Annotated in this window: 13 protein-coding genes; 2 read left to right on the top strand and 11 right to left on the bottom strand. The window is 45.1% G+C overall.

What is annotated here, in order from left to right; all coding sequences use genetic code 11:
- Positions 1-140: 140 nt before the first annotated feature.
- The 6 genes from NE638_RS11750 to NE638_RS11775 all read right to left on the bottom strand — a co-directional run bounded on the left by NE638_RS11750 (position 141) and on the right by NE638_RS11775 (position 7,930).
- Complete coding sequence (locus NE638_RS11750) at positions 141-1,400, bottom strand: FAD-binding protein (RefSeq protein ID WP_161209438.1); 1,260 nt, start codon at positions 1,398-1,400, stop codon at positions 141-143.
- A gap of 73 nt (positions 1,401-1,473) precedes the next feature.
- Positions 1,474-2,379: a quinolinate synthase NadA gene (gene nadA, locus NE638_RS11755; RefSeq protein ID WP_173746237.1), complete on the bottom strand. Its 906-nt coding sequence runs from the start codon at positions 2,377-2,379 to the stop codon at positions 1,474-1,476.
- A gap of 439 nt (positions 2,380-2,818) precedes the next feature.
- Positions 2,819-3,739 (bottom strand): sugar phosphate isomerase/epimerase family protein, encoded by a 921-nt coding sequence (locus NE638_RS11760; RefSeq protein ID WP_015525733.1) that lies wholly within the window; start codon positions 3,737-3,739, stop codon positions 2,819-2,821.
- Entirely contained in the window at positions 3,736-5,844 is a 2,109-nt protein-coding gene (locus NE638_RS11765) for a cytidylate kinase family protein (protein ID WP_015525732.1), read from the bottom strand. Before NE638_RS11765 ends, NE638_RS11760 begins: the two co-directional genes overlap by 4 nt.
- A 45-nt stretch (positions 5,845-5,889) precedes the next feature.
- Positions 5,890-6,723 (bottom strand): sugar phosphate isomerase/epimerase family protein, encoded by an 834-nt coding sequence (locus tag NE638_RS11770; protein ID WP_173746238.1) that lies wholly within the window; start codon positions 6,721-6,723, stop codon positions 5,890-5,892.
- A 202-nt stretch (positions 6,724-6,925) separates the two neighbouring features.
- Positions 6,926-7,930 (bottom strand): Gfo/Idh/MocA family protein, encoded by a 1,005-nt coding sequence (locus NE638_RS11775; protein WP_173741460.1) that lies wholly within the window; start codon positions 7,928-7,930, stop codon positions 6,926-6,928.
- Positions 7,931-8,442: 512 nt separating this feature from the next.
- Between NE638_RS11775 and NE638_RS11780 the strand changes: the two genes are divergently transcribed.
- The gene (locus tag NE638_RS11780) at positions 8,443-9,726 is read left to right on the top strand and encodes an O-acetylhomoserine aminocarboxypropyltransferase/cysteine synthase family protein (protein WP_173746239.1); all 1,284 of its coding nucleotides are present in this window, start codon (positions 8,443-8,445) and stop codon (positions 9,724-9,726) included.
- Between the two features lie 189 nt (positions 9,727-9,915).
- Here the strand turns inward: NE638_RS11780 and NE638_RS11785 are convergent, their stop codons facing one another.
- From NE638_RS11785 to NE638_RS11795, 3 genes are all read right to left on the bottom strand, one after another.
- Entirely contained in the window at positions 9,916-10,209 is a 294-nt protein-coding gene (locus NE638_RS11785; protein ID WP_118752457.1) for a phage holin family protein, read from the bottom strand.
- A gap of 212 nt (positions 10,210-10,421) precedes the next feature.
- Entirely contained in the window at positions 10,422-11,432 is a 1,011-nt protein-coding gene (locus NE638_RS11790) for a GGGtGRT protein (protein ID WP_015525727.1), read from the bottom strand.
- 40 nt (positions 11,433-11,472) lie between these two features.
- The gene (locus tag NE638_RS11795) at positions 11,473-12,165 is read right to left on the bottom strand and encodes an iron-sulfur cluster assembly scaffold protein (RefSeq protein WP_015525726.1); all 693 of its coding nucleotides are present in this window, start codon (positions 12,163-12,165) and stop codon (positions 11,473-11,475) included.
- Positions 12,166-12,411: 246 nt separating this feature from the next.
- On the opposite strand from NE638_RS11795, the gene NE638_RS11800 reads away from it, so the two are divergent.
- Entirely contained in the window at positions 12,412-13,149 is a 738-nt protein-coding gene (locus tag NE638_RS11800; protein ID WP_173746248.1) for a TraX family protein, read from the top strand.
- 124 nt (positions 13,150-13,273) lie between these two features.
- Here NE638_RS11800 and NE638_RS11805 read toward each other — a convergent pair whose 3' ends face one another.
- The gene (locus NE638_RS11805) at positions 13,274-13,942 is read right to left on the bottom strand and encodes a transferase (RefSeq protein WP_021651109.1); all 669 of its coding nucleotides are present in this window, start codon (positions 13,940-13,942) and stop codon (positions 13,274-13,276) included.
- Positions 13,939-15,990 (bottom strand): DNA topoisomerase, encoded by a 2,052-nt coding sequence (locus NE638_RS11810; protein ID WP_173746250.1) that lies wholly within the window; start codon positions 15,988-15,990, stop codon positions 13,939-13,941. The genes NE638_RS11805 and NE638_RS11810 overlap by 4 nt, the downstream gene beginning before the upstream one ends.
- Between the last annotated feature and the right edge of the window lies 1 nt (position 15,991).

Here is a 15,991-nt window from a genome sequence, read left to right on the forward strand (position 1 = left end):
TTTATGAAATTCGCAGTGTAGTTTTGTGCAATTTTTCAAATTTGCTCATTTATAGTTTCTTAATTATCACATCAGCCCTGTTCTCCAAAGCAAGGCTGCTCCTGTCTTTCATAATACGGATATTTATATTCCGACTGCATTTATGCCGCACCTGCAGCACTTTTCTTTTCTGCTGAGATTGCTTTGGCTGCACGTTTTGCAAATACAAGGCTCTCCAGCAGGGAATTACTTGCCAGTCTGTTCGCGCCATGTACACCGTTGCAGCTGGTTTCTCCCACTGCATAAAGCTGGTCCATGCTGGTCTTGCTGTCAGAATCCACCCAGATACCGCCCATGAAATAATGCTGAGCAGGAACAACAGGGATGCATTCTTTTGTCACATCATAGCCTTCTTCCAGACACCTCTGATAAATATTCGGAAAATGATTCAGGATCGTATCTTTATCAATATTTTCCATGGAAAGCCATACATGGTCTGTTCCTTCTTTTTTCATTTCTTCCCGGATCGCATTTGTTACTACATCTCTTGGAAGAAGTTCATTGACAAAACGCTCTTTTTTGCTGTTATAAAGTACTGCACCTTCTCCTCGAACCGATTCTGAGATCAGGAATCTGCGGCCCGGTCTCTTGGAATACAGCGTTGTCGGATGGATCTGCACATAATCCAGATGTTCCAGACGCACATTGTGTTTTTTTGCAATATCAAGAGCATCCCCTGTAAGATGCGGATAGTTGGTGGAATGCGCATATCTTCCTCCGATCCCGCCGCTGGCCAGGATCGTATCCTGTGCATAAATCTCTACTGGGATTTCTCCGCCCGGCTGGATCTCTTCCTGGGTTTTCACCGCTTCTTCGGCTTCCATAGCTTCAAGACATGCCCTGTTCGCTTCTGCGGAAACTGCCTTCAGGCCTGTACATTTGCCGTTTTCCACAAGAATATCCTGCATGGTAGTATATTCCAGAATTGTTACATTTTCAAGCTTCAGGACCTGCTGGAGCAGTTTTTCGGAAATTTCTTTTCCTGTGATATCCTCATGATAAAGGATCCTCGGTCTGGAATGTGCACCTTCTCTTGTATAGGCAAAATCATCTCCATCCATCTTGAAATCCACGCCATATCCGACAAGGTCATTAATGATGTCTCTGGAGCCTCGGATCATAATGTCTACCGACTCTTTTCTGTTTTCGTAATGTCCTGCCTTCATGGTGTCTTCAAAATAGCTGTCGTAATCGTTTTCATCACGAAGCACACAGATCCCGCCCTGGGCCAGGAAAGAATCACTGCTCCTCATATCCTCTTTTGTGATGATCACGATTTTTTTGTCCCGCGGAAGCTTCAAGGCACTGAACATACCTGCAACACCTGTTCCCACGATCACTACGTCTGTTTTAATTCTCATTGCTTTTCGCCTCTCTGTCTTGATTTCTCTTTTCAGCCAACTCAGACAAATCTTTTATACAAATGTGTTTTATTTATTTTGCCAGTTCCAGCATCCGCTCCAGCGGTCTCTTCGCGTTTTCACGTGTCTCGTCTGTTACATTAACCTCATTCTCCCCGGTTTTCAAAACGTGGAGAACTTTTTCCAGAAATACTTTTTTCATGTTTTTGCAAACCGGTACGGTTTCTGTGAAGTAGAATTTTTTATCCGGGCAGGTAGTTTCCAGCTTGTACTGAACGCCACATTCTGTGCAGATGATAAACTCTTTATTGTCACTTTCCTGTGCATATTTAATGATTCCGGATGTGCTTCCGATGTAATCAGCCTGTTTCAGAACTGTCTGAGGACATTCCGGATGTGCCAGAACCAGTGCATCCGGGTGCGCTTCTTTTGCTGCTTTTACTTCTTCCGGATCCATAAATTCATGGACAATACAGAAACCTTCGTTATAAATAAAGTTCTTCTCAGGAATCTGTTCTGCAATAAAATGTGCAAGATTTCTGTCCGGGATAAAAAAGATGTTTTTGTTCGGAAGCGCTTTTACGATCTTTACTGCATTTGCGGAAGTAACACATACATCAGAAAGCTCCTTCAATGCTGCTGTGGAATTAATGTAACAGACAACTGCCACATCGTCATATTCCTCTCGCACCTTGCGGATGCCTTCTTCTGTTGCCATATGAGCCATCGGACAGTCTGCATCCATGGCAGGCATCAGAACAATTTTATCCGGACTTAAGATCTTGGCGCTCTCTCCCATAAATCCTACTCCACAGAACACGATCGTCTTCTCTTTCGCGCTGGCTGCGATCTTGCTGAGATAAAAGGAATCTCCTATATAGTCAGCAACATCCTGCACTTCAGGACGCACGTAGTAGTGTGCAAGGATGATGGCATCTTTTTCTTTTTTTAATTTCTGGATTTCTTCTGCAACTGTCATTATCTTTCACCTTTCCTGCAGGATTTCTTTTTTGAGTTCCTGCTTTTGCTTTCTAGTACAGCGAATATTAAGTAACCGCCATATTGACTTGTCTGATTTTTCATCTGCTGCGTCAATATAGCAGAAACTTAATTTTCGCTGTACTAGTCTTTATTATGCAGATGCTTCTGATCTGCTTTTTTATTATCATGTAACTTTTTTCAAAACATCTTACACATAATACCACAGTCCTTTACATGTGACAAGACAGTTGTTTGATATATGTAAAGTTTTTTTATAAAGAAAGACATCAAAAAACACGGTTTCCACAATGAAACTTTCATCCTGGAAACCGTGTTTCTGCACACATTCATTATTTTATCAGTCTTATTCACCGTTCTGCGTACTGTCAGCTGCTCATTTATTACAGTTTTCTTTCTGATCTGCCGCGATCACCCGATCATTTCCCCAGCAGTTCTCTCTCAATCCGCTCTCTTGCTTCCGGTGCCTGCTTATCCATCTTTTCCGGAAAACCAAACATGGAAACGCAGGCAATGTTATCGCCGCCGGCTTTCGGTGCATCCGGTTTCAGCTGCTTGCTGGCAAAATCCATTTCTCTCAATGTTTCAAAAATACCATCAAAATCCACATCACCCTCACCCATTGCAAGATGCTGATGCACCGTCACATCCGCTTTTCCACGGCCATTCAGCCACGGCGGATTTAAAATGTATCTGCAGTCCATGGTCTGGTTAAAGGTATCCGCAAAAAGTACATGGGTCAGTTCATCTCCCGCATATTTCAGCATGGACCGCACATCTCCTTTGCCCTCATCGTAGAAGAAGCCGTGAGGAGAAGAATACACATAACCAAGGTTTGGAGAACGGAAGGATTTCACCATATCACAGGTCTCATTATTCAGCTCACAGAAATCATAAGGATGAGACTGGATCTCCACACGGATACCCTCACGCTCGATCAGCGGAAGCAATTCCTCCATGGATCTAAACCACATTCCATTGCAGATCTCCTGCTGGTTCGGATCACCCGAAAGCTCTGTATTGATAACCTTCACTCCCATATCTCCGGCGATCTGGATCATCCGTTTCCAGTTTGCAACTGCAAACTGTCTCTGTTCCTCCGTCGGACCAGACCAGCGATACACCACGATAAAGGACGAAATCTCAACGCCAGTCTCTTTAAGAGCCTGTCTGTATTCCTGTTCACATTCTTTTGAAAACAACGGATGCTTATAGAACGGATTGATTCTCGGATGCGGAGACTGTTCAATATATTTATATCCCCAGTCCGCCACCTGATGGACCATACGGTTGATATCCATCTGTTTCGCAAGAACATCTACGTCAAATGCGATCTTCATGATGCATTCCCTCCTTTTTCCTCTTCTTTATTCCGGATATAATCCAGAATCAGGCTGGCCGCTCCGGCTACACCTGTTTTGGATACATTGATCACCATATCGTAATAATGGGGATCGTCTCTGCGGATTCCGGTAAACTTCTCATAGTATTCATTTCGGATCTGATCACGTTTCTTCAGTTCTCCAAGAGACTGGCCTTTATAATATTCCTGGCCCTCTTTTTCCCGGTAAGCATCATCTGCATAAACGAAAAAGCTGTATGTATGCGGCTCTCCACGAAGCACATAGTTGGCACATCTTCCCAGGAATACACCTGGTCTTCTCTCAGAAAGCTCACGGATGATCCGGCTCTGCACCTCAAACATCTGAACACCTGTATAATCTGCTGCCGCACCTGCCGATGAATGTCCATACGGGGAAAATGTAAGCTCAGAATCCTCATAATTGTAGGAATCCAGATACTGCCTTACACTTTCCAGATCTGCTTTTTCCATACCGAACTTTTCTGCCATAAGACAGATGATCTGGCGATCATAAACCTTGCAGTCCAGTGCTTTTGCAACACCCTCGGCAATCTTTCTTCCACTGCTGCCATACAGTCTTCCAATTGCCACGTTGATCCGGTTTCCGGAAGCTTCCGGTAACGGCATGGACTGGATCTCGCCCGGCACAGAGACGCTTTCCTCTCCCGATTCTCTCTGGATCAGTTCACGCATCATTTTGTCATAAACTTTGTCCAGCTGGTAGCATGCTGCGATCACAAACATCACTACCCAGATTGCTATCGGAACATACAGATAAAATCCCTTGATCACGCGGATTGCCTCTGCAGACTGCTCTGCCGCTGTCGCCTTTGTTCCGTCAAAGTATGCCGCCGAAAGAATTCCTCCCATAATAGCAGAAGTCAGTCCGGAACCGGCTTTCTGACCCATGCTCATAGATGAGAACATCAGACCCTCCACACGCTTGCCTGTTTTCCACTGGCCATACTCAATAGCATCGCTTGGAAGAGAATACTGCACACCATAGAATGGGGCGATTCCGATACCTCTCATGATACAGGTTACAACACCAAGCGAAACACTGGTAATATTCATCAGGAACAGAAGCTGTCCTGCAACGCCCAGGATGCAGCCGACACAGATGAGATTTCTTTTTCCATAGCGGGGAAGCACCTTCGGCAAAAGGGCAATTCCTGCCACAGTTGCCAGTTTCTCAGCTGCGGAAAGAGGCATGACGAGGTCTACATTTCCGAGTACATACTGGCAGTAATAGGTAAGGTCCGTTCCGATAATGATCTGATATGCGGTATAAAAGATCATCAGCCCCAGAGCGATAAGGAAATACCGGTTGGTAACGGTTGCTTTAAATGCTTCCACAAAAGGAATATCTTCCTTTTCCTGTTTTGCTGCAGAAACACGCTCTGTACAGACCATATAAGTATTCACAAGTACACCGACAGAAATGATCGCATAGCCGGCAGTTACTAGGATCCAGGCCATCTGCTGATTGCCGGTAATATTCGCTACGATATTGATCAGCGGCAGTGTGAACGCAGTAATGATCATACTTGCTGTGATCGACAATACCATGCGGATGTTACAGATCACATCACGTTCACGACGGTCACGGCTCATCAGAGATCCCAGTGCATGGAATGGCTGGCTGATAGCAGTGTATACAACCGTATTCATGATATTATAGGTAACAAAAGCATAGATGATTTTTCCCATATTTCCCATTGGCGGCATGGTGAACAAAAGCACCGCTGCCAGCGCATAAGGAACCGCAAGTCTTAAGATCCAGATCCTGGCTTTTCCATACTTGGAATGAGTCCGGTCGATAATAGTTCCCATCAGCACATCGGAAAATCCATCAAAAACACGGGACAAAAGCATGATCATTCCTACCGCACCTGCTGATATTCCAACAACGTTGGTGTAAAAATAGATCAGCAGAGTTGTAGTCATGGTATACATCAAGGTCAGTGCCGGATCACCAAAACAGTATGCCAGCTTTTCCGACAACGGAACCTTGATGAATTCATTCAAGTCTTTCCCCTTCTGCTTGTAATTCAACAATTCAGGGATTCCCTTACCAGCCATAGTATCTACCTCCTATCGGTTTAAGGTCGGACCTTTCTGAATGAATTATCCGAAATATTTCTGCACAAAGTCTCTGGTAACTTCCGCAGCCTTTTTCACGTTGTCCTCATGGCTCATTGCATAGTATTCCGGACGGAACTCTTCGATGGTGCAAACGCCATCAAAGCCGATCTCCTTCAGTGCAGCTGCGATTCCTGCATGATCTACAACACCCTCACCCGGCCACAGTCTCTTGTCGTCTCCGCAGGAGCCAAGCGGAAGATCCTCACAGTCATTTAAATGGTATGCAAAAATCTTCTTGCCATCAGCAGCTCTCAGGTCCTCAAGGCGGGAGCACATCTCATGGAAATGGAAGGTATCCACGGTAACGCCTACATTATCTCTGTCTACTGCTTTTACCACATCATAGGCTGTTCCAAACTGGTTGATGGAGCAGTTCGGTGCACCACAGAACTCCAAGGAGATCTTCATATCCGCGCCAACCTTATCGGAAAGATAACGAAGACGTGCAACTGCTTCTTCTTTGATCTCACTGACAGATTTGTCTTTTACATCAAAGCTTGGAACGGTGATCAGCATTTTCATTCCGATTGCTTTGGAAACCTTCAGGATAAAATCAACTTCTTCGTCGATTTCTTTTTCCCCTGCCTCATCTCTCTGGTTAAAGAAGATCAGAGTGTTGTATGCCCATGGTTTCAGATGATGATTCTCAAACCAGTCTGCAAGTTCTTCCAGTGTATGCTCTTTGAGATAGTCCTTTACGCAGTCAAAGCGGATCTCAATATAATCAAAACCATATTTCTCGCACATCTCCAGGTCTGCCATAAGAGACTGTCCTTTACATTCCAGTGCAGTTGCTTCATTAAATCCTAATTTCATCTTCAATACCCTCCATATGTTTTTACTTTTCAGCCAATTTTTCCGGTTAATCTCACCGGCAGGTTTTCCACTGCAGTTTCAACAAAGCCGAAGCGGAATCGGATCCTGCCGGTAACTGCCGCCGCAGACTCATTGGGGAAGTCTGTAGCAATAAGTTGGTATGATAACTCACACTTGATGAGGTGGAGCTCGTAAAATATATTTATTTATAAAATTCCGGCTTCTCAACTGCTGAAACGATTTTCTCGATCTGTCCGGTTTCCTGCGCTTTTACAAGAGCATCTGCTGTGATCGCTGCCAGGTATCCATCCCATGCATTCGGTCCTGTGATCACTCCTGCCTCTGCGTTATCAACCCAGTCCTGAACCTCTTTATCATAAGCGTCTTTAAATCTTACGAAGCAGTCTGTGTCAATAGCAGTGGACACTGCCGCATTCTTGCGGATAGACGGATAAGCCGGCTGTGCCATTTTCAGTGCACCGTCCTCACATACAACTTCACAGTTGATGTCATATCCAAACTTGCAGTTTACAAATACTTCTACATCAATGCATACACCTTTTTTAGTACGGAGCATCATGATCTGCGGATCCTTCAGCTCAGAGTGGGAATATTTCGTCACTCTTGGCATTACTACCTGTGCTGATTCATACTCATCATCTACCAGCCAGTGAAGAACATCGATCTCATGGATTGCGGTATCGTGCACAGCCATTGGTGTGTTGTAATTGGTACCTACCTCCGGATTTCTGTGTGTACAGTGAAGGATCAGCGGCTCGCCGTATTCTCCGGTTGCAAGTGCTTCCTTGATCTGCTGATATCCCTTGTCATAGCGTCTCATAAATCCAAGCTGGATGAGATGTTTGCCGGCTGCCTCCTCTGCCTTTACTACTTTCAGGCAGTCCTCAGCAGTTGTACATAATGGTTTCTCACAGAAAATCCTCTTGCCGGCCTCGATCGCCTGAAGAAGAGAATCTACATGTGCGAAGCCCGGAGATACGATAAACACTGCATCTACGTTCTCTGCATTGATGAGCTCCTTACTGTCTGCATAGACTTTTGCTCCGCAGATCTCGGCTGCTTTCCTGGCACTTTCCTCAAATACATCGGAAACAGCTACTACTTCTGCTCCCTGGATCTTCTCTGTCAGTCTTCTGATATGATCTCTTCCCATTCCGCCGCATCCGATAACTCCTACTCTTAACATTTTAAATTCCTCCGTTCATTTTTTATTGTTTTCTGTTTTTGTGTTCTTTTTGATGATGTTATATTATCATTTTGTGCACGTGAACGCAATGTCTTTTTTGTACAAAATTTCCATTTTATTTTTATGCGATTTTCACTATTTGTTACTTCATTCACATATTTTGTTTGTTTTACAGTATTTTTTCGGCATTCACTCACATTTTCGCATCTATAAAATGACTTACTATGCTTATTACAAACGTTGATCATATAGCGTTTTATTATGTGCACCAGAACGCAATATTTCATTTCCCTTATACCCTAGTAGAGTTTATGTAGAATATTATTGTATTTCAACACATAAAGAGTTATACTTATATGTAGTTTTATTTAAAATACACAAATGCATTTTTCATACTTTATTTAGCCGAACTGCAAGGATCAAAGATTCTCTCAGAAATCCCTGAAACGCAGGCAGGCTTCCCTGATTCGGTTAAATTCATACGAAAAACACAGCAGAAAGGACTTATCCCTATGAGCGACTATAATTTAGAAACTAAATGTATCCACTCCGGCTATACCCCATCCAAGGGCGAGCCCTGTGCACTTCCTGTCTATCAGAGCACTACTTACAAATATGACACCACTGACGAAATGGGCCAGTTATTTGATCTGAAGGCAGACGGATATTTTTACACCCGTCTCCAGAACCCGACCAACGATGCCGTAGCTGCAAAGATTGCAGATCTGGAGGGCGGTGTTGCTGCGATCCTGACTTCTTCCGGACAGGCAGCCAACTTCTACGCAGTATTTAATATCTGTGAGGCAGGCGATCACGTTGTTGCCGCTTCTACCATTTACGGAGGAACCTTCAACCTTCTTGCCGTCACCTTCAAGAAGCTTGGCATTGACTGCACCTTTGTTGATACCGATGCAACAGAAGAAGAGATTGCTGCCGCATTTAAACCGAACACAAAGGTTCTCTTTGCAGAAACCATCGCCAATCCAGCTCTGGTCGTCCTGGACATCGAGAAATTTGCACACGTTGCACACCAGAACGGCGTGCCTCTTATTGTGGATAATACCTTTGCCACACCGGTAAACTGCCGTCCCTTCGAGTGGGGTGCAGATATCGTTACCCACTCCACCACCAAATATATGGACGGGCATGCCGTTCAGGTAGGTGGCGCCATTGTCGACAGCGGTAACTTCGACTGGGATGCCTATGGCCATAAATATCACGGCCTGACAGAGCCGGATGAATCCTATCACGGCGTTATCTATACAAAGCAGTTCGGAAAAAAAGCTTACATCACTAAGGCTACTTCCCAGCTGATGCGTGATCTGGGCTCTATTCCGTCTCCGATGAACTGCTTCCTTCTGAACCTCGGCCTGGAAACGCTTCCACTGCGTGTTGAACGCCATTGCTCCAATGCCCAGAAGATCGCAGAATACCTAAACGCACACAAAAAGGTTTCTCATGTAAATTACGCAGGACTTCTGGAGGATAAATATCACGCACTGGCTCAGAAATATATGAAGGATGGCCGTACCTGCGGCGTTATCTCCTTTGAACTGACCGGTGGCCGTGATGCAGCAGTCCGTTTTATGGACAGTCTGAAGCTTGCCACCATCGCAACTCATGTTGCTGCTTCCATCACTATGGTCCTTCACCCAGCCAGCCATACTCACCGTCAGATGAACGACGAGCAGCTGGTTGAAGCAGGAGTTTCTCCCGGAATGATCCGTCTTTCCATTGGTATCGAAAATGTGGATGATATTATCAAAGATCTGGATCAGGCACTGAAAAATGCATAAATAACCAATTCAAAAAGGAAGGATACATCTGCTCATGCATGATGTATCCTTCCTTTTTATGATATATTTTCTCCTACTCTCAATTATGACATTTCCGCAAATTACCTGCATCCTGTTCTGAACGGCTTTCTTCTGGCGCATAAATTCCTGCAGCTGCTGCAAGTATCTGAAACTACCTTACAAAATCCATTATTCATCTTTTTCCAGCTGTTTGATCAGCTGGTTCACATATGTAGAAAGCCCCGCCACCAGGACTCCCTGTGTCGTGGATGTAAATACTGCCATTGCAATATCCTGTGCATTTTTACAGGAACAGGTAGCAAAAACATAAATTCCGCATATAAGGATTCCTGCACACCCCAATATCAGCGGAATATATTTGTCCTTCACAGCCTGAGCCTCCTTCAGTGCGATCCCCATAAAATACAAAGCGATCGCTGTGATCAGCAATTCCGGTTTAATATAATCCTCAAGCGCTTCCATAAATATTCTCAGTATCTCCCCTGCCGCTTTGATTTATTTTATGAATTTCTCCAAAAAATATTTCATAAATTCCCCAAAAATGTTAGCTACGTGTTCGCTATTACTGTTTTTTCGCACTTTTTGAAAATATTTTGTTCTATTCCGATTCAAAAAGAAAAAGGCCATAAACCCTAAGGTTTACAGCCTTTCCCACTATTTTTCGTTATCTGAAATCAGAACTTGCCAGCGTCAGCAGCTTCCTGTACGGAAACAGCTACAGCAACTGTCATACCAACCATCGGGTTGTTTCCAGCGCCGATAAGACCCATCATCTCTACGTGAGCCGGTACGGAAGAAGATCCTGCGAACTGAGCGTCAGAATGCATACGTCCAAGTGTATCAGTCATACCGTAGGAAGCAGGACCTGCTGCCATGTTGTCCGGATGAAGTGTACGTCCTGTACCACCGCCGGAAGCAACGGAGAAGTATTTTTTGCCTTTCTCGTTGCACTCTTTTTTGTATGTTCCTGCTACCGGATGCTGGAAACGAGTCGGGTTCGTGGAGTTTCCTGTGATGGAAACGTCAACGCCCTCTTTCCACATGATCGCAACACCTTCCGGAACGCTGTTAGCGCCGTAGCAGTTAACCTTTGCACGAAGTCCCTCTGAATAGGATTTACGGAATACTTCCTTAACCTCGTTCTTATATGGATCATACTCTGTCTCTACATATGTAAAGCCGTTGATACGGGAGATGATCTGAGCAGCGTCTTTTCCAAGACCGTTCAGGATAACACGAAGAGGTTTTTTACGAACCTTGTTTGCTTTCTCTGCGATACCGATCGCACCCTCAGCTGCTGCGAAAGACTCATGTCCTGCAAGGAAGCAGAAGCAGTCTGTCTCTTCCTCAAGGAGCATCTTTCCAAGGTTTCCATGTCCAAGACCTACTTTACGTGTGTCTGCAACGGATCCCGGGATACAGAAAGCCTGAAGGCCTTCTCCGATAGCTGCTGCTGCATCAGCGGCTCTTCTGCAGCCTTTTTTGATCGCGATAGCTGCACCTACTGTGTAAGCCCAGCAAGCGTTCTCGAAGCAGATCGGCTGAATGCCTTTGATCTGATCGTAAACGTTCAGTCCTGCGTCTTTAGTGATTTTCTCAGCTTCTTCGATAGAAGCGATTCCATAGCTGTTTAAAACAGAATTGATCTTGTCAATTCGTCTCTCATATGATTCAAATAAAGCCATTTCCTGTAACCTCCTGATATTTTCACCTTACGAAGTGTAATTACTCTTTTCTTGGGTCGATGATCTTAACAGCATCTGCAACACGGCCGTACTGACCTTTTGCTTTCTCCCATGCTGTGTTCGGGTCATCACCTTTCTTAATGAAGTCAGTCATTTTTCCAAGGCTTACGAACTGATATCCGATGATCTCATCGTTCTCATCAAGAGCGATACCTGTAACATAACCCTCAGCCATCTCAAGGTAACGAGGTCCTTTTTTCAGAGTTCCATACATTGTACCAACCTGAGAACGAAGTCCTTTTCCAAGGTCCTCAAGACCAGCGCCTACTGCAAGTCCGTCCTCGGAGAATGCAGACTGGGAACGTCCGTAAACGATCTGAAGGAAAAGCTCTCTCATAGCTGTATTGATTGCATCACATACAAGGTCTGTGTTCAGCGCCTCCATAACGGTAAGTCCTGGAAGGATCTCAGAAGCCATAGCTGCAGAATGAGTCATTCCTGAACATCCGATTGTCTCAACAAGTGCCTCCTGGATGATTCCCTCTTTAACGTTAAGGGAAAGCTTGCAAGCACCCTGCTGCGGAGCACACCAGCCAACACCGTGTGTAAATCCGGAGATATCCTTTACTTCTTTTGCCTGAACCCATTTTGCTTCTTCCGGGATCGGAGCGGCACCATGATGTACGCCCTGTGCCACTGGACACATTTCTTCTACTTCGCGTGAATAAATCATTTTAAAACTCCTTTCAAGTATAGATTGACCGATGTTATTGAGAAAAAAAGTTCGATAACACCCTACGGCTATTTTCTCACAAAACCTTTGTTTCGTCCAGTCATATTTGATAAAATTTTGCCATAAAACGCATAATATTGGTAGTTATTCCGGCAGTATTGCATGCCTAACTGTCAAATATTTCTGGCAACTACTGTATGTATGTGATAATATATTAGCAAGTTTAACCTTGGAGGTATATTTTTCATGAATGCATCTGTGGATTCTGTTTTTCCAGAAAAATACCGCATTCTCAGCGGAAGCGCTCTGAAGATGATCGCGGTCATCACCATGCTGATCGATCATATCGGAGCTGTGCTGCTCAGTATGTATCAGCCTGCACAGAAAATCCTGTTTACACTTTTCGGCAGAGAATATACTGTATATCTTATTTTCCGCGATATCGGAAGAGCTGCTTTTCCCATCTTCTGTTTTCTCCTGCTGGAAGGCTTCCGGCATACACGGAGCCGGTTCCTCTATGGAAGAAATCTCCTTCTTTTTGCGCTGCTCTCAGAAATTCCGTGGAATCTGATGTTTACAAATACGCTGCGTTACGAAAGACAAAATGTGTTTTTTACGCTTTTCCTCGGATATCTGGCCTTTTGTGCCATCGAATATTTCCAGACCAGACCTTCGATGCAGCTTCTCTGCATCCTGGGACTGCTTGTTGTTTCCATTTTTCTGAAAGCAGACTATGGATGGCGGGGGTATATCTTCCTGCTGATCATATACTATATGCGAAACGATAAACCAGGCCAGGCAATCCTCGGAAGCTGCTGGCTTTACTATGAATGGAGAGCCTCCTTTGCCTTTCTGTCCATTAACCTGTACAATGGAAAAAGAGGCTTCATCCGCGGAAAATCAGCAAAATATTTCTTTTACTGGTTTTACCCAGTCCATATTATAGAACTGGTCATACTTCGACAGCTTTTGTTTTTATCTTAATCACGCCCGCTCCCAGTCGGTTCATCCTTCCACGACCAATACTGTTGCATCCATCACCCCATCAAAAAAAAGCTGCACTCTCTCAAAAGTGCAGCCTAAATGCGTGTCCAGAAGAATCTGTTTCTTATTTTTTCTTTACGATTTCTTTTGCATTTTTATAAATGGAATCTGCAGGAACACATCCACGTACCGGTGACAGCGGGTAAATATTAGAATTCCGTCCGATCACAGTACCTGGATTCAGCACAGAACCACATCCGACTTCAACATGATCTCCGAGCATCGCTCCGAATTTCTTAAGACCGGTTTCGATCTTTTCATCCCCGTCTTTTACGACAACCAGCTTCTTGTCTGATTTTACGTTGGAACAGATCGATCCGGCACCCATGTGGGACTTATATCCCAGCACAGCATCTCCAACATAATTATAATGAGGAACCTGAACCTTGTTAAACAGCACTGCATTCTTAAGCTCTGTGGAATTTCCCACAACTGCGCCCTCACCAACGATAGCCTTGCCGCGGATAAATGCACAGTGGCGCACCTCGGCGTCTCTGCCAATGATAGCCGGTCCGGTGATACTTGCAGTCGGCGCAACTGTAGCGGATCTTGCGATCCATACATTTTCGCCCTTCTCCTCATATTCAGAAGGATCCAGTGTTTTTCCCAGCTTGATAATGAAATCTCCGATCTCCGGAAGAACCTCCCACGGATAGGTTTTCCCCTCAAAAAGCTCTGCTGCAATGGTCTCATTCAGATCCAGCATATTGCTGATAGTAAAATCTTTCATCATGATGATTTCTTTCCTCCCTGTCTGGAAGCTCGCTCCGGCTTCCTGTAGTTTACAGCGGCCACATCAAAAAACTGCCGCAGGTTATACTGATAATTGCTTGCCTCCACCTGCCGGGTACGTACCCGCACAAAATGCTCCAGCTTGTCCATATATTCCTGTTCCGTGATGCTGCCCTCTGCCACATAGGTGAGCCCCTTTTCCCAGCTTGCCGTAAGCTCCGGGTTCAGAAGCTGCCGGATAGAACAATTTACCACATCAAAGATCATTTCCCCAAGAAGCGTTGGAGTGATCACCTGGGTCTTTTTGTTCAGTGCCAGATATTTGATGTTAAAAAGCTTCTTCAGGATCTCGGCACGGGTAGCACTGGTGCCGATCCCGCTTCCTTTGATCTGGGCTCGAAGCTCCTCATCCTCGATCAGCTGTCCTGCATTTTCCATGGCAAGAATCATGGAACCGGAATTGTATCGTTTGGGCGGTGAAGTCTCACCCTCCTTGACACTCAAACCGTTCACAGGAAGTATATCACCCTTTTTCAGCTTCTGCAACGCCTCCAGGAGCACAGTATCACAGGAAACCTCGTCTTCCTCTCCATTTCTGTTTTTCTCACTGTCTGAAGCCCTTTTCCGCGAAAAAGAATTCGTGGCGATCTTCAGATAGCCTTCTTCTTTGAGAACCTTAAAGGATGAAAAGAATGCCTCGCCGTCCAGCTTCGTCACAAGACTCACCTTCTGATAAACGGCCGGCGGATAAAAAATACACAAAAATCTCCGTACAATGGTCTCGTACACACGCTGTGCAGTAAGAGACACGCTTCCAAGCGCATTCAATCCCTGACCGGTAGGAATGATCGCGTAATGGTCTGTGATCTGCTTGTCATTCACATATCTGGTCTTTGCAATGCTTTTCCAGGATTCCATCCCCAAAACCTCTGCCGCCGCAGCACCGGCCTGCTGATAATTTCGAAGACCGGATATATTCTTGTATATCTCCTTGGCCACTGCCGTGGAAAGAACTCTGGCATCCGTTCTCGGATAAGTCACCAGCTTCTTCTCATAAAGCTCCTGTACGATCCGGAGTGTCTCGTCCGGACTGATCTTAAACAGCTTTGAGCACACATTCTGAAGCTCCGCCAGGTTAAAAAGAAGCGGCGGATTTTTGTTTTCTTTTTTTCGTTCCACCTTTTCCACAATACAGGAAAGGGGCTGATTCACCATCAGCTGATCGATCAGCATCTGTGCATGCTCTTTTTTCCTGAAGCCGTTTTCTTTATAAAGATACGGGGACTGGAAATACCGGCTGCCTTCCACAGCCCTCCATTCACCGTCAAAATTTTCGCCTGCAAGTCCAATGCTGCCAAGGACACGGTAGAAGGGTGTCTTCACAAAGACACGGATCTCCCGTTCTCTCCGCACCACCATGCCAAGAACACAGGTCATCACACGCCCAACTGCAATGGCCTGATATTTGGAATGGAGATAATTGGTGACACTGCTTCCGTAGCGCAAGGTCAGAACTCTGGAAAAATTGATTCCCATAAGATAATCTTCCTTTGCGCGGAGATACGCAGATGCTGCCAGATTATCATACTCCGAGATATCCTTCGCTTCACGGATCCCTCTTAAGATTTCTTCCTCTGTCTGGGAATCGATCCACACACGTTTCTGGACTTTTCCCCTTACTCCTGCCATCTGGGCTACCAGACGGTAGATATATTCACCCTCACGTCCGGAGTCGGTACACACATAAATGGTATCCACATCCGGCCGGTTCAGCAGTCCTTTTACGATCTCGAACTGCTTTTTGACCCCGGGGATCACTTCATATTTAAATTCGCGCGGCAAAAAAGGCAGGGTATCAAAACTCCACCTTTTAAACTTGATATCATATTTTTCGGGATAGCTCATGGTAACCAGGTGTCCTACACACCAGGTTACCACAGAATCATCAGATTCCAGATATCCGTCTTTTCTCTGACCGTTGATCTTCAAAGCCTTCGCAAATTCCTGTGCCACGCTGGGCTTCTCCGCTATGTATAAAGCCTTTGCCATA

The sequence above is a fragment of the Blautia sp. MSK.18.38 genome (genome assembly GCF_024460535.1).
Taxonomy (GTDB): Bacteria; Bacillota; Clostridia; order Lachnospirales; family Lachnospiraceae; genus Blautia_A; species Blautia_A fusiformis.

Excerpts from the sequence above, each read along its gene's own strand:
- NE638_RS11750 (WP_161209438.1), bottom strand. The coding sequence starts at position 1,400 with ATGAGAATTAAAACAGACGTAGTGATCGTGGGAACAGGTGTTGCAGGT.
- nadA (WP_173746237.1), bottom strand. The coding sequence starts at position 2,379 with ATGACAGTTGCAGAAGAAATCCAGAAATTAAAAAAAGAAAAAGATGCC.
- NE638_RS11760 (WP_015525733.1), bottom strand. The coding sequence starts at position 3,739 with ATGAAGATCGCATTTGACGTAGATGTTCTTGCGAAACAGATGGATATC.
- NE638_RS11765 (WP_015525732.1), bottom strand. The coding sequence starts at position 5,844 with ATGGCTGGTAAGGGAATCCCTGAATTGTTGAATTACAAGCAGAAGGGG.
- NE638_RS11770 (WP_173746238.1), bottom strand. The coding sequence starts at position 6,723 with ATGAAATTAGGATTTAATGAAGCAACTGCACTGGAATGTAAAGGACAG.
- NE638_RS11775 (WP_173741460.1), bottom strand. The coding sequence starts at position 7,930 with ATGTTAAGAGTAGGAGTTATCGGATGCGGCGGAATGGGAAGAGATCAT.
- NE638_RS11780 (WP_173746239.1), top strand. The coding sequence starts at position 8,443 with ATGAGCGACTATAATTTAGAAACTAAATGTATCCACTCCGGCTATACC.
- NE638_RS11785 (WP_118752457.1), bottom strand. The coding sequence starts at position 10,209 with ATGGAAGCGCTTGAGGATTATATTAAACCGGAATTGCTGATCACAGCG.
- NE638_RS11790 (WP_015525727.1), bottom strand. The coding sequence starts at position 11,432 with ATGGCTTTATTTGAATCATATGAGAGACGAATTGACAAGATCAATTCT.
- NE638_RS11795 (WP_015525726.1), bottom strand. The coding sequence starts at position 12,165 with ATGATTTATTCACGCGAAGTAGAAGAAATGTGTCCAGTGGCACAGGGC.
- NE638_RS11800 (WP_173746248.1), top strand. The coding sequence starts at position 12,412 with ATGAATGCATCTGTGGATTCTGTTTTTCCAGAAAAATACCGCATTCTC.
- NE638_RS11805 (WP_021651109.1), bottom strand. The coding sequence starts at position 13,942 with ATGATGAAAGATTTTACTATCAGCAATATGCTGGATCTGAATGAGACC.
- NE638_RS11810 (WP_173746250.1), bottom strand. The coding sequence starts at position 15,990 with ATGGCAAAGGCTTTATACATAGCGGAGAAGCCCAGCGTGGCACAGGAA.